Genomic DNA, 16,751 nt, shown 5'->3' with positions numbered 1-16,751 from the left:
ATGGAGGCGGTGCGCCGGGGCAGCTCCGCCCGCCGTGTGCGGTCATGCAGCCGGCGAGGCCAGCGCGCCGGCCTGTTCGCGCGCCTCGACGAGCGCCCGGATGCGCGCGCGGTCGGCCGGCGTCGCCGGCGTGAAGATCACGAGGCTCAGGTCCGGGCGGCCGGTGACCGAGAACGCCGAATAGTCGAGCGCGATCCGGCCGGCCTGCGGATGGCGGATCTCCTTCGTACTTTCGTCATGCGAATGGATATCGTGGTCGCGCCACATCGCGTCGAATTCGGCGCTCGTCGCGCGCATCTCGTCGACGAACGCCTGCACGGCCTGCGTCGCGCCGATGCGTGCAACATCCGCGCGAAACGCACCGACCGCGAACCGCGCGACACGCTCCCAGTTCGGCTGCGCGTAGCGTACGCCCGGGTCGACGAAGATCAGCCGCAGGATGTTGCGCGCGGCCGGCGGCAGCGTCGCATAGTCGGTCAGCGTCGCGGCCGCCGCGTCGTTCCACGCGACGACGTCCCACGTCGCCGAGCGCACGATCGCGGGGCTCGCATCGAGCGAGTCGAGCACATGCTGCAGGCGCGGCGTCACGCTCGCCGGCGCGTGATAGTGCACCTCGGGCGGGTGGCCGACGCCGATCAGGAACAGATGCTCGCGTTCGGCCTCGTTCAGCATCAGCGCGCGCGCGAGCCGGTCGAGCACGTCGGCCGACGGTGCGCCGCCGCGCCCCTGTTCGAGCCACGTGTACCACGCGGCGCTCACGTGCGCGCGCTGCGCGACTTCCTCGCGCCGCAGGCCCGGCGTGCGGCGGCGCGTGGCCGGCAGCCCGAGTGCGGCCGGGTCGAGTTTTTCGCGGCGGTCCCGCAGGTACGCGCCGAGCAGGTTGTCAGGGGCGTCAGCCATATCCTGTTAGTTCGTTTACCGGTAAACCGTCACGACTTCACCGTGCGCGGCCCTTGGCAGATAGTAAGCCTCCATTCCATCCGGAGGTGCTGAACATGCGTGTCTTTGTTACGGGAGCGTCGGGATTCGTCGGCTCGGCCGTCGTCGCCGAACTCGTTGCCGCCGGCCACTCGGTGCTCGGGCTGGCACGTTCCGATGCGGCCGCCGCGTCGGTGGCCGCTGCAGGCGCCGATGTCCATCGCGGGTCGCTGGAGGATCTCGACAGCCTGACCCGCGGCGCCGAAGCCGCCGATGCGGTGATCCATACGGGATTCAATCACGACTTCTCGCGCTTCGCGCAGAACTGCGAACTCGACCGCCGCGCGATCGAGACGATCGGCGGGGTGCTCGCCGGCTCGGCGCGGCCGCTCGTCGTCACGTCGGGGCTTGCGCTCGTTGCGCCCGGCCGCGCGGCGACGGAGGCCGATCCGCACGTGCCGGTGTCGGCGACTTATCCGCGTGCGTCCGAAGCGACCGCGGTCGCGCTGGAAGCGCGCGGCGTGCATGCGTCGGTCGTACGCCTGCCGCCGTCCGTGCACGGCGACGGCGATCACGGCTTCGTGCCGCGTCTGATTGCATTCGCGAGGGAGAAGGGCGTGTCGGCGTTCATCGGCGACGGCGACAATCGCTGGCCGGCCGTGCACCGGCTCGACGCGGCGCGCGTGTACCGGCTCGCGATCGAACGCGGCGCGGCCGGCGCGCGCTATCACGCGGTCGACGATACCGGCGTGGCGTTCCGCGAGATCGCGGACGTGATCGGCCGGCGGCTGAACGTGCCGGTCGTCGCGAAGTCGCCGGCGGAGGCCGGCGAGCACTTCGGCTGGTTCGCGATGTTTGCCGGGATGGATGCGCCGGCAACCAGCGAGCGCACGCGCGCATTGCTCGACTGGGCGCCGACGCAGCCGCGGCTGCTGGCCGACATCGACCGGCCGCGCTACTTCGAAAACTGAGCGGGCGGCGGGCAGCGCCCGCCGCGCCCGGCTCAGACCGTGACGACGATCTTGCCGACCTGCGCGCCGGCTTCCATGTAGCGGTGCGCATCGGCGATGTCGTCGAACGCGAACGTGCGGTCGATCCGCGGCTTGAGCGTGCCGGCTGCGAGCCCGTCGACGATGAAGCGCTTCGCGCGCTCGAGCCGTTGCGCGTCGCCGGTGATCTCGAACAGCTCGTAGCCGCGCAGCGTCAGGTGCCGCGCGAGCAGGTCCATCACCGGCACAGGAATGTCGCGCGTATCGAGCGCGCCGTACTGGAAGAACGTGCCGTTGATGGCCAGTGCGCGCAGCAGGTTCGTCGCATCGGGGCCGCCGACCGGATCGAACACGATGCGTGCGCCGATGCCGCCGGTGATCTCCGCCACCTGCTGCGGCAGATCGGCCGGGCTGCCGGCGATCACGTGCTTGGCGCCCGCATCGAGCAGTGCCTGGCGCTTCGATTCGCCGCGCGTCAGTGCGATCGGCACCGCGCCGATGTGGTTCGCGACCTGGATCGCCGCCTGCCCGACGCTGCTCGATGCGGCGCCGATCAGCACCGCGTCGCCGCGCTTCAGTCCACCGAGTTCGATCAGCGCGCCGTAGGCCGTGACGAACATCATCCACGTCGCGGCCGCTTCCTCGAACGACAGGCCGTCCGGATGCCTGACCACGGCGTGCGCGGGCACGTTGACCACCTCGCCGTACATCCCGTAGTCGGCAAACGAGAACGCCGGCACGACGCTCACCGCGTCGCCTTCGGCGAAGGCCGTCACGTTGCGGCCGACCGCCGCGACCACGCCCGACGCCTCGTAGCCGAGCGATGCCGGAAAGCGCGGCATGAACGTGTATTCGCCGCTGCGGAACATCACTTCCGCGCGATTGAGGCCGATCGCCTTCACGCGTAGCTGGATCTCGTCAGGGCCCGGCGCGGGCACGTCGACGGTGTCGATCTGCAGGACTTCGGGGCCGCCGATGCGGTGGAAACGAACGATGCGGGTCATGGAGGGCTCCTTTGGTGAGCGGGTGTCGATGAGCAGCATCGTAGGCGGGTGCCTGCGCCGGATAAACGCGCGGCCGGATCATTGATTGTTATTTGACGAATAACAATAGTGCGGACAGGCGCGAGGGTCTGTCGATGTTCGATGCACTACGCTGGTCTGGGGACCGGCGCCGCGACACGCGGTACGTCGTCGATGTGGCGCATGAATCGCATCAAAGTCCGCCATCATTTCGATGCACGTAACGACGACACGGATCGTGCCCGGCGACGTTGCAGTCGCGGCATTCACCAGTGAATTGCCTTTTGTGCGTGCGACTCTATATTGAGATCTGCTGCTGTCGATATGAGGAATAAAAACGATGACGACTCAATCGAACGTGCTCGATAAATTCCGGAAGCAGGCGGCGCGTGACGGGGATGCGCCGGCCGTGGTTTCCGACCATTCAAGACTGAGTTACCGGGAGCTGGACTGTCGGAGCGACATGGTGGCCGCGGCATTGCAGGCGCGGGGAATCGGAAGCGGCAGCCTCGTGCCGATCGAGGCTGAGCGGAACGCGGAGTTCATCGTCGGCCTTCTCGGCATCCTGAAGGCACGCGCGACGTACGTGCCGATCGACGAGCGCTATCCGGATGCCCGCAAGCACACGATCCTGCAGCAATGCAATGCCGCGCTGGTGCTGACGGCCAGCGCCGCGACGCGCGATGCGGCGACGCCGTTCGAGCGCGTGGCGGACCTGTCCGCGCAGCGACCGCATCGGGACCGCACGCATGCGGCGCAACGTCCCCATGCGCAGGATGAAGCGATCTACGTGATCTTCACGTCCGGTTCCACCGGTGCACCGAAAGGCGTGATCGTCGAACACGTCGCGGTATCGGCACTTGTCGATTGGCATAACGAACGTTTTTCGATGGACAACGACAGCCGCACGACGCTGATGGCCGGCCTCGGCTTCGACGTATCGCAGTGGGAAATCTGGTCGACGCTCTCCGCGGGCGGGACACTGTTTCTGCCGGACGACGAAACGCGTGTCGACGCCGACGCGCTCGTCGGTTTTTTCACCCGTCACCGGATCACGCATGCGTACGTGCCCACCGTGATGGTGGCCGACGTGGTCGGTGTCGGCCAGCCTGCGGACCTGACGTTGAAGTACCTGTTCACGGCCGGCGAGAAGCTCGGCCCGATCGATACCGGCAGGATCGGCTACACGGTGGTCGACTACTACGGGCCGACCGAAGCGACGATCTTCGCGACGTATCAGGTCGTGCCGGATGCGATGCTCGGCCGTCCGGCGTCGATCGGGCGGCCCGTCGCCGATACGGAGATCCTGATCCTGAACGATGCACGGGAAGCGGTGGCGGGAAGCGACGTCGGCGAGATCTGCATCGGCGGGCCGGGGCTGGCACGCGGCTACCTGGGCAACCCGGCGCTGACCCGCGAGAAATTCCGTCCGCACCCGCGGCAGCCGGACCGGATCATCTATCGCACGGGCGATCTCGGCCGCTGGCTGGACGACGGCTCGATCCAGTTCCTCGGGCGTCTGGACGATCAGGTCAAGATTCGGGGCAATCGGGTCGAGCTGGGCGAAATTCACACCGCGCTCGCCGGGTCCGGCGAGGTGCGCAAGGTCGTGGTGCTGGCATTACCCGGCGCGGCCGGAGCCGGAATGGAACTGGTCGCGTTCGTCGTGCCGCGCGATCCCGCGATGCCGGCCGCGCGGGTCGTCGATGCGCTCAAGGCGAGCGTCCGGCAAACCCTGCCCGATTACATGTGGCCCGCCGGCCATGTGCTGCTGGACGACATGCCGGTGACGGTGAACGGCAAAACCGACCGGGCCGCGCTCGAACGCCGTTATCGGGACGAACGGCGCAGCCGGACGGAGCGGGAACCGTACACGGCCGTTGAAGGGGCCGTGTCGGACGCATTCGTCGCGCTGATCGGTCACGCGTCCTTTCGAAAGACCGACAGCTTCTTCGACATCGGCGGAAATTCGCTGCTGACCGCGAAGCTCGCGCGTGCGCTGTCGAATGCGGCGGGCACGAAGATGCTGATCCGGGACGTCTACGAGCACCCGTCGGTGGAGGCGCTCGCCGGCGAGATCGAGCGGCGCGTCGCCACGGCCGCGCTCGCGATCGAGCGCGAGCCGGTGTATGCGCTGGAGAACGATATCCGCGTGCCGGACGACGCGGATTTCAGCGGTGCCTTCGACGATGCGCTGCTCGCATGTCCGCGCACGATTCTGCTGACGGGCGCGACGGGTTTCGTCGGGGTCCACTTGCTGGCCGAACTGCTTGCGACGACGTCGGCGGTGGTGCATTGCCTGGTGCGCGCGGCGGACGCGGCGGCGGGGCGGGCGCGGATCGACGCGAAACTGCGCGCGTACGACGTGAGCGTCGGGCCGGACGCGCGATCGCGCATCCGCGTGTGGGCAGGCGATCTCACGCAGGTGCGTTTCGGCATGAGCGAGCGTGACTACATCGCGCTGGCCGACGAGATCGACATCGTTTACCACTCCGCCAGCGCGGTCAATTTCATCCAGCCGTATTCGTACATGAAGAAGATCAACGTGGACGGCCTGACCCGGATCCTCGCCTTTGCCGGGTGCAGGCGAACCAAGGCGCTGATCCTGCTGTCGACGATCTCGGTGTACAGCTGGGGGCATCGCTTCACCGGCAAGACGCGGATGACCGAAGCGGACGACATCGATCAGAACCTGCCGGCGGTGCTCGAGGACATCGGCTATACGCGCAGCAAATGGGTGATGGAGAAAATGGCCGACCGGGCCGCGCAGCGCGGCCTGCCGCTGACGACCTTCCGGCTCGGCTACGCGACGTTTCACGGCGAGACCGGCGTGAGCGCGGACTATCAATGGTGGGGGCGGCTGGTGAAGACGTGCATCGCGCTCGGCAGCGTGCCCGACCTGCACGACCTGCGCGAAGGGCTGACGAGCGTGGACTACATGACGAAAGCGATCGCGCGGATTTCGCGCAATCCGGCGGCGCTGGGGCGGAAGTTCAACCTGATCAACGCACCCGAAGCGGACATGACGCTGACGGAATTCTTCTCGAGGCTCGAACGGTACTTCGGCCTGCGCTTCAGGGTCGTGCCGTATCGAGAATGGCTCGATGCATGGAAGGCGGATGTCGATGCGCCGCTCTATCCGCTGCTGAGCCTGTTCGACGACAACATTCGCGACGGCATGAGCACGGTCGAGCTGTATCAGAACAATTACGTGTGGGACTGCCGCAACGTGACCGAATTTCTCGAAGGCAGCGGCATCGAGCAGCCGGCGTTTTCCCGCGAGCAACTGGCGCGGTACATGGAGCGGTCGATCGGTTACCGCATTGCGCCTACGCCGGATAACGCCGGGCGAACAGCTCGGTGAGCCAGTCGATGAACGCGCGCACCTTGTCGGACAGGTGTGCGCGGTTCGGGTACAGCACCGACACCGGCTTCGGGACGGCCGGCACGCCGGGCAGCAGTTCGATCAGCAGGCCCGCGTCGATGCTCGGCTGCAGCGCGGGCCGCAATGCATGCACGATCCCGAGGCCCGCGAGCCCGCACGACAGCAGCGCTTCCGAGTTGTCCGTGAGCAGGCTGTTCGCCAGCTTCACCGCGACGGTTTCGCCATGCCGGCGAAACGTCCATTCGAGCACGCGGCGATTGCTGCCGGTGAAGAAGTTGACCGCGCGATGCTTGCGAAGATCGTCGAGCGTGCGCGGCAAGCCGTGGCGGGAAATGTAGGCGGGCGATGCGCAGGTGACCATCGGCACCGCGCCGACCGTGCGCGCGACCATGCTCGAATCCCTCAGCGTGCCGACCCGCACGACGCAGTCGATGCCTTCGCCGATCAGGTCGGCCGGCTGGTCGCTCGCGCCGAGCACGAGCTCGATCTGCGGATAGCGCTGCTGGAAGTCGGGCAGCGCCGGAATCACGACCGTCTTCGCCAGTGCGAGCGCGATGTCGATCCGCAGCCGGCCTTTCGGCACCGCGCGCTGTTTGGGGAACGACGCGAATGCATCGTCAATGCTGCCGAGCAGTTGCACGCAGCGCGCATGGAACGCCTCGCCTTCGGCCGTCACGCTCACGCGCCGCGTGCTGCGGTTCAGCAGCCGTACGCCGAGCTCCTGTTCGAGCTGCTGCACGGCTTTCGTGACGGCCGGCCGATGCAGCTGCAGCGCGTCGGCGGCTTGCGTGAAGTTGCCGCGTTCGACGATCTGTACGTAGATCTGCATCGCTTGCAGGCGGTCCATGGCGTTCCCGGGTATCGTGGCGAGCGGCCATCTTCGCACACCGTTCGATCACCGGCGACGACACTGCGCGGCCGCCCGCCGCGCGTCATTCGACCGGATGCAGGTCCTGCAGCAGGGTCGGCACGAGCTCCGACACGGTCGGGTGGATGTGCATCGCGCGGCTGATCGTCGTGTACGGCGCGCCGGCCGCCATCACGTCGAGCATGCCGTGCACGACTTCGTCGCCGGTCACGCCGAGGATCGACGCGCCGAGGATCGCGTGGCTGTCCGCATCGACGATCACCTTCATGAAGCCCTGGCTTTCGCCTTTCTCGACCGCCCGCCCGACACGCGTCATCGGGCGCGTGCCGACCAGCAGCCGGCGGCCCGTCTGCTTCGCTTCGGCGAGCGTCATGCCGATGCGGCCGAGCGGCGGATCGATGTACATCGCGTAGGCCGTGATGCGGTCGGACACCTTGCGCGGATCGTCGTCGAGCAGGTTCGCCGCGACGATTTCGTAGTCGTTGTATGCGGTGTGCGTGAACGCGCCGCGCCCGTTGCAGTCGCCGAGCGCCCAGATGCCGGGCACGTTCGTGCGCAGCTGCTCGTCGACGGTGATGTAGCCGCGCGCGTCGGTCGCGACGCCCGCACGGTCGAGCCCGAGATCGTCGGTGTTCGGCACGCGCCCGACCGCGAGCAGCAGGTGCGAGCCCGCGACCTCGCGGCCGCCGCCCGTGCAGTCGAGGCCGACCACGACGCCGTCGCCGTCGCGCCGCGCGCTCAGGCAGTTCGCGTCGAGCTGCACGTCGATTCCTTCGTTTTCGAGAATCTCGCGCACGGTTTGCGATACGTCTTCGTCCTCGCGGCGGATCAGGCGCGATCCCTTCTCGATGATCGTGACCTTCGAGCCGAAGCGGCGGTACATCTGGCCGAATTCGAGCCCGACATAGCTGCCGCCGACGATCACGAGATGTTCGGGCAGGAAGTCGACGTCCATCATCGTCGAGTTGGTCAGGTACGGCACCGAGTCGAGGCCCGGCATCGCGGGTACCTGTGCGCGGCCGCCGACGTTGACGAAGATGCGTTCGGCTTCGAGCAGTGCCTCGCCCACGCGCACCGCGTCGGCGCGCTCGAATCGGGCGTGGCCCTGAAACACCGTGGTGTTCGCGAGGCCGCGCACCCATTGCTCGACGCCGTGGTTCGAGCGGCCGGAAATCTGGTCCTTGCGCGCCTTCACGGCTTTCATGTCGACGATGACGGGGCCGACCGACACGCCGTATTCGCCTGCACGCCGTGCGAGCTGCGCGGCGTAGGCGCTTGCGATCAGCGTCTTGGTCGGGATGCAGCCGGTGTTCACGCAGGTGCCGCCGAAGCGGCCGCGCTCGACGATCGCGACTTTCATGCCGGCGCCGGCGAGCCGCGCGGCGAGCGGCGGCCCGGCCTGGCCCGTGCCGATGACGATCGCGTCGAAGTGTTGCGTCATGACGTCCTCCTGTGCGGGTACAGCGAGGAAAGGGGCACGCGCAAGCCTCGCGCCGTGCCGGCGGTCGCCGGGAGGCGACGAGCGCCTATGGTAGACCTGTTGGCCGGGTGCCGCGAGTGGCGGGCGATGCGCCGCCGCATTGAAGAACGGCATCGCCGCCGGCGTCGGCGCGTGCCGCGCGCAGCGCCTAGTCCTTGCGTTTCCACTGCGCGAACGACACCGGCCGGTGCGCGTCGGCGCGCGTGACGGTGACATGGTCGGGCTTGTCGTCGATCGGGAACGATTCGGTGACGATCTGGCTCGAGAACAGCCAGCCGTGCGTGCGCGGGTCGTAGCGGAACGTGATGTAGTCGGTCCAGTGCTGCCCGCATGCGACGAAGTTCTGCACGGTGAAATAGCGCCCCTTCACCGAAAAGCCGTTGTCGGCGGCATCGTCGGGATCGAACGGATCGCACTGGCCGCCGTCGTTCGCGCGCAGCACGACCTGGTCGTTGCGCGCGGCGAGCCGGTACGTGTGGTCGGCCTGTTCCTCGTAGATCAGCAGCGGGCGCGGCGACGGCTGTTCGCGCGTATCGACCGCACGATGCACGACGACGAGGAAGCTGTGCCGCCCGTTGTCGAGATCCGGCCCGGCCTGGGCGATCAGCGGCTGGTAGCCGGGCGGCAGTTGCGCGGCGATCGACTTCGGCAGGTCGGCGGCGCGGGCGGCCGCAGGTAGCGCGGCGAGCAACGGGAGCAGCAGGGTAGCGAGGCGGAGAACGCGCATGGCGGGAGGTCCGGTCGAAAGGAGAAAAGGGAGATTGGCCGCGCGGGGTTACAGATCGCGCCCGAGAAACTCGGTGCCCGGCACCGGGTTGAATGCGACGGGCGGCGCGGGTGCGAAGCCGAGCGACGTATACAGGTGCCTGGCGGCGACGAATTCGGGCAGTACGTCGAGGCACATGCGCGCGTAGCCGGCCGCCTTCGCGTCGTGCAGCAGCCGTTCGACGAGCTGGCGGCCGACGTTGAGCCTGCGCGCCTCGGGCCGCACGTACACGCGCTTCATCTCGCAGGTCGCGGCGTCGATTTCGCGAAATGCCGCACAGCCGACCGCGCGCTCGCCGTGCCACGCGAGCAGCAGCAGCCCGCGCGGCGCCGCGTATTTGCCGGGCAGCGCGGCAATTTCGGGCTCGTAGTCCTGGAATGCGAGACTGACGGTCGGGCTCGCGATGTACTCGCGGAAGATCGCTTCGACGGCGGCGGCGTCGTCGGGATAGCGGGCAACGCGGATCTCGATCATGGCGGCGGGGCTGGAAGTCGGAAAAGAGGGCCAGCATAGCAGCGTACGGCCGCTTTCGGTCATGCGCGAAGCGTGCCAGAATCAGCGGCTCGACCGTCGGAAACGACACGCAGGCGCGTGCGAACCGGCGTCGCTCGACAAGGAGACTTCGATGACTGCATCGGCTGCCGTACTCGCCATCCTGGCTGCGCTGTTTCTCGGCGCGATGATTCCGGGCCCGAGCTTCGTGCTGGTTGCCCGCAATTCGATCGGGCTGTCGCGCCGCGACGGGCTCGCCACGGCGCTCGGCATGGGCATCGGCGGCATCGTGTTCGGCGGCGTCGCGCTGGCCGGGCTCTATACGCTGCTGCAGGCGGTCGAGTGGCTGTATGTGGGCCTCAAGGTCGCGGGTGGCGCGTACCTGATCTACATGGCGTCGAAGATCTGGCGCGGCGCCGACCGGCCGATCGCGATGGACGATCCGCAGGCAATGGCCGGCGGCAGTGCGCGCAAGTCGTTCCTGACCGGCCTCACGACCCAGCTCAGCAACCCGAAGACGGCGATCTGGTACGGCAGCATTTTCGCGGCGCTGCTCCCGCAGCATCCGCCGCTGTGGTGCTACCTCGTGCTGCCGCCGCTCGTGTTCACCGTCGAATTCGGCTGGTACACGCTCGTCGCGCTGTGCTTCTCGACGCGCCGGCCGCGCGAGCTCTACCTGCGCGCGAAGAAGTGGGTCGACCGCATCGCGGCCGGCGCGATCACGCTGCTCGGGTTGCGGCTGATCCTGAACGCGCCGAAAGTGGGGATCTGACCGCTGCCTTTCCGACCGGGCATTGCACGGCGGCCGGCCAGCCTTCGGCCAGCCGCCTGCAGGCCGCCCCGACCGCGGCGCGAACGCGCCCCGCGGCTCCGAAAACGCGTTGCTCCCTCATCACTCGGCCGCTCGCCGAGCCGCCGCCCCCCGTTCCGGACGACCCGCCACCGCCCGCCGAGCCTTGCGCGGCGGGCGTTCGCGCGTGTCGCACGGCGTGCCGGACGGCGCCGCTTCCCCGATTCTGGCGGTCGACCTCCCGACGACGTGTAAACTGCTGCCTTTTTTGACGGTTTGCAGCATGGTGCAAGCACCTCCGCGCCCGGCGCTGACCGGCCCGACGCTCGTCCGGCTGCTCGCGCGCCTGGCCGACGCCGATGTCGCGGAATCCCGGCAGACGTTGTCCGACCGGCTGAGCCAGTGGCTCGGCTGGACCGACGCGATCACGCTGTCGTCCGCGCTGAATGCGAGCCCGCCGGGCGTCGCGGCCGGCGTGCGCGGCTATGACGGGGAACGCGACTGCGCGCGCGTGCGTCACGACCTCGCGCAGGCGATCACGGCGACCAACCGGCCGCGTACGCGGCGCCGGCCGGGCGACCTGCCGCCGCCGGCGGCCGACACGGCCGATTTCGCGGATTTCCGCCAGCGTTATCTGACGCTGCAGCAGGACATGGAAACGGCGATCGGCCAGTTGCGCGGCCGCCTGCGGGTCGCGCTCGCCGCGCGCTCGTCCGGGATGGCGCGGCTCGCGACGCTCGACACGATCATGGAGCGCGTGCTCGGCGCGCGCGAGCGCAGCCTGCTGTCGGCCGTGCCCGCGCTGCTCGGCACGCGTTTCGGCCGGCTGCGCGACGCGGAGCGGCAGGCGCTGGCCGACGCAGAATCCGCTGCGGCAGCCGCCGCCGACGCCGCCGACCCGGCCGATCCGGCTGGCGATGGCGCGCTGCCCGACACCACGTCCGTCGCGGCAATCGTGCCCGGCGCATGGCTCGATACGTTTCGCGACGAGATGCAAAGCATCCTGCTTGCCGAACTCGAAGTCCGGTTTCAAACGGTAGACGGGCTGCTCGCAGCCCTTCGCACCTGCTAATCAACACGCTATGTCCAGAATTCGCCTTGATCTCGTTGTCTTCGTCGCCGGTCTGCTCGCAGTGGGCTGGATCGGTGTCGGCTATGCCGCGTCGAACCCGCTGGCGTCCGCCGTCACGCTGCTGATCGGCGCGTGCTACGTCGCCGGCGCATGGGAGCTGCTGCGCTACCGCCAGGCGACCGCCACGCTGTCGCGCGCGGTCGCCGGCCTGGCCGAGCCGCCCGCGAAGCTCGACACGTGGCTCGACACGCTGCACCCGGGCCTGCGCGGCGCCGTGCGTGCGCGGGTCGAAGGCGCGCGCGTCGCGCTGCCCGGCCCGGCGCTCACGCCTTACCTCGTCGGCCTGCTGGTGCTGCTCGGCATGCTCGGCACGCTGCTCGGGATGGTCGTGACGCTGAAGGGCACGGGCGCCGCGCTCGAAAGCGCGACCGATCTCGACGCGATCCGCGCGTCGCTGATCGCGCCGGTGAAGGGCCTCGGGTTCGCGTTCGGCACGTCGATCGCCGGTGTCGCGACGTCCGCGATGCTCGGGTTGCTGTCCGCGCTGGTGCGCCGCGAGCGCATCGACGCGGCCCAATTGCTCGACGCGAAGATCGCGACGACGCTGCGCGTGCATTCGTCCGCGCACCAGCGCGACGAATCGTTCCGGCTGCTGCAGCGCCAGGCCGACGTGATGCCGGCGCTGGTCGACCGGCTGCAGACGATGATGACGACGCTCGAAGCGCGTAGCGTCGCGCTGCACGACCGTCAGCTCGAAAGCCAGCAGGCGTTTTTCGACCGGACCGAGCGCGCGTACGCAGGCCTCGCGTCGAACGTCGGCGACGCGCTGAAGGAAAGCGCGGCCGAAAGCGCACGCGTGGCCGGTGCCGCGCTGCAGCCGGTCGTTGCCGCGACGATGACGGGGCTCGCGCAGGAAATGGCTGCGCTGCGCGACACCGTGACGGGCGCCGTGCAGCGCCAGCTCGACGGGCTGACGGACGGCTTCGAAAAATCCACCGGCAACGTGACGGCCACCTGGAACCGCGCGATCGACGAGCAACGTCAGGCGGGCGACGCCGTCGCGCAGCAGTTGCGGACGACGCTCGGCCAGTTCACCGATACCTTTGCGCAGCGTTCGACGGATTTGCTCGAGGGCGTCGCGACGCGCCTCGAATCGACCGAAGGCCGCCTGTCGGACGCGTGGCGCGATGCGCTGGCGCGCCAGGAGCAGGTCGGCGAGACGCTGGCCGGCCAGCACGCGCGTGCGCTCGGCGAAGCCGCCGCGACGTTCGAACGCCATTCGGGCGCGACGCTCGCCGCGATGCGCGAATCGCACGCCGGGCTGCAGACCGAACTGGCCGCGCGCGACGAGGCACGCCTGTCGGCATGGAACGATTCGCTGACCGCGATGGCCACGAAGCTCGGCGACGAATGGCAGCGCGCGGGCGTGCATAGTGCAGGCCGTCAGCAGGAGATCTGCGATGCACTCGCCCAGACGACGCGCGACCTCACCGCGCAGGCGTCGACGTTCGAACAACGTTCGAGCGATCTGCTGTCGACGATTCGCGATTCGCACACGGGCCTGCAATCGCAGCTCGCCGCTCGCGACGAAGAACGTTTGTCGGCATGGAACGATTCGCTGGCCACGATGGCGACGAAGCTCGGCGACGAATGGCAGCGCGCGGGTGTACACAGCGCCGGCCGTCAGCAGGACATTTGCGACGCACTCGCGCAAACGACGCGAGACCTCACCGCGCAGGCCTCGACGTTCGAACAACGCTCGAACGATTTGCTGTCGACGATTCGCGATTCGCACACGGGCCTGCAATCGCAGCTCGCGGCGCGCGACGAAGAACGTTTGTCGGCCTGGAACGATTCGCTGGCCACGATGGCGACGAAGCTCGGCGACGAATGGCAGCGCGCGGGTGTGCACAGCGCCGGCCGTCAGCAGGACATTTGCGACGCACTCGCGCAAACGACGCGCGATCTGAGCACGCAGGCGTCGACGTTCGAACAACGCTCGAACGATTTGCTGTCGACGATTCGCGATTCGCACACGGGCCTGCAATCGCAGCTCGCGGCGCGCGACGAAGAACGTTTGTCGGCCTGGAACGATTCGCTGGCCGCGATGGCGACGAAACTCGGCGACGAATGGCAGCGCGCAGGCGTGCACAGCGCCGGCCGCCAGCAGGACATCTGCGACGCACTCGCGCAAACGACGCGCGACCTCGCCGCCCAGGCGTCGACGTTCGAACAACGTTCGAACGACCTGCTGACAACGATCCGCGATTCGCACGCCGGCCTGCAATCGCAACTGGCCGTACGCGACGAAGCCCGCCTGTCCGCATGGAACGATTCGCTCGCCGCGATGGCGGCCGCACTGCGCGACGAATGGGCGCAGACGAGTGCGCAGGCCGCGACGCGCCAGCAGGACATCTGCGACACGCTGACCCGCACCGCGAACGACATCACCGCGCAGGCGCAGGTGCACGCGAGCGATACGATCAACGAGATCGCGCGCCTCGTGCAGGCCGCGTCGGAAGCGCCGAAGGCCGCGGCCGACGTCGTCGCCGAGCTGCGCCAGCGCCTGTCCGACAGCATGGTGCGCGACACCGCGACGCTCGAGGAGCGCAGCCGCCTGCTCGCGACGCTCGAAACGCTGCTCGGCGCGGTCAACCACGCGTCGACCGAACAGCGTACCGCGATCGACGCGCTCGTCAGCACGTCGGCCGACCTGCTCGACCGCGTCGGCGCGCGCTTCAACGACACCGTCGATGCCGAAACGCGCAAGCTCGACTCGGTGGCCGCGCAGGTCACGGCCGGCGCCGTCGAAGTGGCGAGCCTCGGCGATGCATTCGGGATGGCCGTGCAGGTGTTCGGCGAATCGAACGACAAGCTGCTGACCCATCTGCAGCGCATCGAGGCCGCGCTCGAGAAATCGCTCGCGCGCAGCGACGAGCAGCTCGAGTACTACGTCGCACAGGCGCGCGAGGTGATCGACCTGAGCGTGATGTCGCAGAAGCAGATCGTCGAAGACATGCAGCAGCTCGCCGGCCGGCGCGCGCCCGTCGGAGCGTAACGCATGCACGACGAAATCGACGGCGGCGCGCAATCGGCGCCGGTATGGCCTGCGTTCGCCGACCTGATGTCGGTGCTGCTCGGCGCGTTCGTGCTGATTCTCGTCGGCGTGATCGGCATGCAGCTTCAGCTCACGTCGAAGCTCGAGGAAGCCGTGCGTGCGCGGCAGCTCGAAGCGCAGCAGCGCAAGTCGCTCGAACAGGCGCTCGCTGGCCCGCTCGCGGCCGGCCGCGTGACGCTCGTGAACGGCCGCATCGGCATCAGCGGCAACGTGCTGTTCGCATTGAACTCCGACCAGTTGCAGCCGGCGGGCCGCGACCTGCTGAAGACACTGGCCGTCCCGCTGGCCACGTACCTGAAGACGCGCGACGAGATCCTGATGATCAGCGGCTTCGCGGACGACCAGCAGGTGCATGCCGGCAACCGCCAGTTCGCGGACAACTGGGAACTTTCGGCCAAGCGCGCGCTGACGGTCACGCGTGCACTGATCGATGCCGGCGTGCGGGCGTCGTCGGTGTTCGCGGCCGCGTTCGGCTCCGAACAGCCGGTCAGCTCAAATGCGGACGATGAAGGCCGCGCGAAGAACCGCCGCGTGGAGATCGCGCCGGTGCCGCGCAAGTCGGCATCGAACGGAGGGCAGGCGAAGTGACGGGCGACGCGACGCACGTGCGCGCGACGCTCGACGCATGGCGCGAGCGGGGTGCCGACCGGCTCGACCCCGTGCGCTTTCACCGGATCGACGCGCTTGAGCGGCGCGCAGCCGGGCTCGATGGCGGCGCACGCGCATTGCTCGACGCGCGGCTGGCGACGCTGATCGAAGGTTTTGCGGAGATCGTTGCACGGGCCGACGAAGCCGGCACCTCGCGCGCGACGGCGGAAACCGCGACCGGTGCGCCCGCACGCGGCGCGCTCGCGGCGCTCGTCGAACGGCTGGCTCGTGATGCGCAGGCCGACCGGCGCGGGCTCGATCCCGAGCTGGTCGACTACTTCCGCACGATGTGGTCGAAAGTCCGCACGGAACAGCAATACCGTCAGTCGTTCGACCAGGTGCCGCGCAATGCAGGGCCACTCAACTCGAACAGCCTCGTGCACCGGTCGCTCGCGACGATGCGCGAACTGTCGCCGGAATACCTGCAGCAGTTCCTGTCGTACGTCGATGCGCTCGCGTGGCTCGAGGATCTGGCAGGCGGCGGCGCGCAGCCCGAGAAGGAAGCGCCGCGCGCGAAGGCGACCAGGCCGGCGAAGAAGGTGACGCGCGCCAAGGCGCGATAACGCTGCACCGCGCGCGTTCATCAGGCGGGCCGGTCGTCTACCGGCGTGGTGCCGTGTCGTCGATCGCCGCGCGCAGTGCGTGCAACGCGTCGGCGAGTGCCGCCGCGAACGACGGATGCGCGGCGATGCCCGCCGCGTCGAGCTGGCTCCCGAGGATCGGCAGCGCGATCGACGCGGGCTCGACGATGTGCGCCGACATCACCGACAGCGTTTCCCGCAGAGCCGCGTCCGCATGCGTTGCGCGCGGCGACGCATTCAGCACGGCGACCGGTTTGTACACGACCGCTTCGCATCCCACGACCCAGTCCAGCGCGTTCTTCATGACGCCCGTTACGCCGTGCGCGTATTCCGGGCTGGCGATCAGCATGCCGTCGGCCGCGTTCAGGCGCTCGATCAGGTCTTGCACCGGCGCCGGCGACGGGTATTCGGCATCGGGATTGAACAGCGGGAATTCGCCGAGACGATCGAAGCGCACGATATGCATGCCGCGCGGGGCAACGAGTGCGGCTGCGTCGAGCAGCGCGGCGTTGTACGACTGCGCGCGGAGGCTGCCGCACAGCGCGACGATGTCGATGCGGCGCTCGACGTCGGTTCGGGGATCGGTGGTCATCGAAGGGCGTTTCGGTTGGCGCGCGGAGCG

The 16,751-nt window shown here is 68.8% G+C and carries 14 protein-coding genes; 7 read left to right on the top strand and 7 right to left on the bottom strand.

Annotation, left to right across the window (positions count from 1 at the left end):
- Positions 1–42: 42 nt before the first annotated feature.
- A complete protein-coding gene (locus AC5LXK_RS28485; protein ID WP_493391981.1) occupies positions 43–900 on the bottom strand; it encodes a helix-turn-helix transcriptional regulator in 858 nt (285 codons plus the stop codon).
- 95 nt (positions 901–995) lie between these two features.
- On the opposite strand from AC5LXK_RS28485, the gene AC5LXK_RS28480 reads away from it, so the two are divergent.
- Positions 996–1,889: an SDR family oxidoreductase gene (locus AC5LXK_RS28480; RefSeq protein WP_493391980.1), complete on the top strand. Its 894-nt coding sequence runs from the start codon at positions 996–998 to the stop codon at positions 1,887–1,889.
- Positions 1,890–1,921: 32 nt separating this feature from the next.
- On the opposite strand, the gene AC5LXK_RS28475 is transcribed toward AC5LXK_RS28480, so the two are convergent.
- Entirely contained in the window at positions 1,922–2,911 is a 990-nt protein-coding gene (locus AC5LXK_RS28475) for a zinc-dependent alcohol dehydrogenase family protein (protein ID WP_493391979.1), read from the bottom strand.
- A 358-nt stretch (positions 2,912–3,269) separates the two neighbouring features.
- On the opposite strand from AC5LXK_RS28475, the gene AC5LXK_RS28470 reads away from it, so the two are divergent.
- Complete coding sequence (locus AC5LXK_RS28470) at positions 3,270–6,293, top strand: non-ribosomal peptide synthetase (protein WP_493391978.1); 3,024 nt, start codon at positions 3,270–3,272, stop codon at positions 6,291–6,293.
- Here AC5LXK_RS28470 and AC5LXK_RS28465 read toward each other — a convergent pair.
- The 4 genes from AC5LXK_RS28465 to AC5LXK_RS28450 all read right to left on the bottom strand — a co-directional run bounded on the left by AC5LXK_RS28465 (position 6,259) and on the right by AC5LXK_RS28450 (position 9,902).
- Positions 6,259–7,161, bottom strand: a complete 903-nt coding sequence (locus AC5LXK_RS28465; protein ID WP_493391977.1) for a LysR family transcriptional regulator — start codon at positions 7,159–7,161, stop codon at positions 6,259–6,261. The two genes, AC5LXK_RS28470 and AC5LXK_RS28465, sit on opposite strands and share 35 nt — an antisense overlap.
- Positions 7,162–7,246: 85 nt before the next feature.
- Positions 7,247–8,623 (bottom strand): FAD-containing oxidoreductase, encoded by a 1,377-nt coding sequence (locus AC5LXK_RS28460; protein WP_493391976.1) that lies wholly within the window; start codon positions 8,621–8,623, stop codon positions 7,247–7,249.
- 187 nt (positions 8,624–8,810) lie between these two features.
- A complete protein-coding gene (locus AC5LXK_RS28455; RefSeq protein WP_493391975.1) occupies positions 8,811–9,389 on the bottom strand; it encodes a hypothetical protein in 579 nt (192 codons plus the stop codon).
- Positions 9,390–9,437: 48 nt separating this feature from the next.
- On the bottom strand, positions 9,438–9,902 hold the full coding sequence (locus AC5LXK_RS28450; protein WP_493391974.1) for a GNAT family N-acetyltransferase: 465 nt from the start codon (positions 9,900–9,902) through the stop codon (positions 9,438–9,440).
- Between the two features lie 151 nt (positions 9,903–10,053).
- On the opposite strand from AC5LXK_RS28450, the gene AC5LXK_RS28445 reads away from it, so the two are divergent.
- The 5 genes from AC5LXK_RS28445 (at position 10,054) to AC5LXK_RS28425 (ending at position 16,111) form a co-directional block, all read left to right on the top strand.
- Positions 10,054–10,692, top strand: coding sequence for a LysE family translocator (locus AC5LXK_RS28445; RefSeq protein WP_493391972.1), 639 nt, complete (start codon positions 10,054–10,056; stop codon positions 10,690–10,692).
- 301 nt (positions 10,693–10,993) lie between these two features.
- On the top strand, positions 10,994–11,782 hold the full coding sequence (locus AC5LXK_RS28440; RefSeq protein ID WP_493391971.1) for a DUF3348 domain-containing protein: 789 nt from the start codon (positions 10,994–10,996) through the stop codon (positions 11,780–11,782).
- Positions 11,783–11,792: 10 nt separating this feature from the next.
- Positions 11,793–14,840 (top strand): DUF802 domain-containing protein, encoded by a 3,048-nt coding sequence (locus AC5LXK_RS28435; protein WP_493391970.1) that lies wholly within the window; start codon positions 11,793–11,795, stop codon positions 14,838–14,840.
- A 3-nt stretch (positions 14,841–14,843) separates the two neighbouring features.
- The gene (locus AC5LXK_RS28430) at positions 14,844–15,488 is read left to right on the top strand and encodes an OmpA family protein (RefSeq protein WP_493391969.1); all 645 of its coding nucleotides are present in this window, start codon (positions 14,844–14,846) and stop codon (positions 15,486–15,488) included.
- Positions 15,485–16,111: a DUF2894 domain-containing protein gene (locus tag AC5LXK_RS28425; protein WP_493391968.1), complete on the top strand. Its 627-nt coding sequence runs from the start codon at positions 15,485–15,487 to the stop codon at positions 16,109–16,111. The genes AC5LXK_RS28430 and AC5LXK_RS28425 overlap by 4 nt, the downstream gene beginning before the upstream one ends.
- A gap of 37 nt (positions 16,112–16,148) precedes the next feature.
- Here AC5LXK_RS28425 and AC5LXK_RS28420 read toward each other — a convergent pair whose 3' ends face one another.
- Entirely contained in the window at positions 16,149–16,721 is a 573-nt protein-coding gene (locus tag AC5LXK_RS28420) for an NADPH-dependent FMN reductase (protein ID WP_493391967.1), read from the bottom strand.
- Positions 16,722–16,751 lie beyond the last annotated feature (30 nt).

This window comes from Burkholderia pulmonis (assembly GCF_984667975.1).
The sequence above is the reverse complement of the archived record's forward strand: the minus strand, read 5'-3'. Positions and strand labels throughout refer to the sequence as shown.

Excerpts from the sequence above, each read along its gene's own strand:
- AC5LXK_RS28485 (WP_493391981.1), bottom strand. The coding sequence starts at position 900 with ATGGCTGACGCCCCTGACAACCTGCTCGGCGCGTACCTGCGGGACCGC.
- AC5LXK_RS28480 (WP_493391980.1), top strand. The coding sequence starts at position 996 with ATGCGTGTCTTTGTTACGGGAGCGTCGGGATTCGTCGGCTCGGCCGTC.
- AC5LXK_RS28475 (WP_493391979.1), bottom strand. The coding sequence starts at position 2,911 with ATGACCCGCATCGTTCGTTTCCACCGCATCGGCGGCCCCGAAGTCCTG.
- AC5LXK_RS28470 (WP_493391978.1), top strand. The coding sequence starts at position 3,270 with ATGACGACTCAATCGAACGTGCTCGATAAATTCCGGAAGCAGGCGGCG.
- AC5LXK_RS28465 (WP_493391977.1), bottom strand. The coding sequence starts at position 7,161 with ATGGACCGCCTGCAAGCGATGCAGATCTACGTACAGATCGTCGAACGC.
- AC5LXK_RS28460 (WP_493391976.1), bottom strand. The coding sequence starts at position 8,623 with ATGACGCAACACTTCGACGCGATCGTCATCGGCACGGGCCAGGCCGGG.
- AC5LXK_RS28455 (WP_493391975.1), bottom strand. The coding sequence starts at position 9,389 with ATGCGCGTTCTCCGCCTCGCTACCCTGCTGCTCCCGTTGCTCGCCGCG.
- AC5LXK_RS28450 (WP_493391974.1), bottom strand. The coding sequence starts at position 9,902 with ATGATCGAGATCCGCGTTGCCCGCTATCCCGACGACGCCGCCGCCGTC.
- AC5LXK_RS28445 (WP_493391972.1), top strand. The coding sequence starts at position 10,054 with ATGACTGCATCGGCTGCCGTACTCGCCATCCTGGCTGCGCTGTTTCTC.
- AC5LXK_RS28440 (WP_493391971.1), top strand. The coding sequence starts at position 10,994 with ATGGTGCAAGCACCTCCGCGCCCGGCGCTGACCGGCCCGACGCTCGTC.
- AC5LXK_RS28435 (WP_493391970.1), top strand. The coding sequence starts at position 11,793 with ATGTCCAGAATTCGCCTTGATCTCGTTGTCTTCGTCGCCGGTCTGCTC.
- AC5LXK_RS28430 (WP_493391969.1), top strand. The coding sequence starts at position 14,844 with ATGCACGACGAAATCGACGGCGGCGCGCAATCGGCGCCGGTATGGCCT.
- AC5LXK_RS28420 (WP_493391967.1), bottom strand. The coding sequence starts at position 16,721 with ATGACCACCGATCCCCGAACCGACGTCGAGCGCCGCATCGACATCGTC.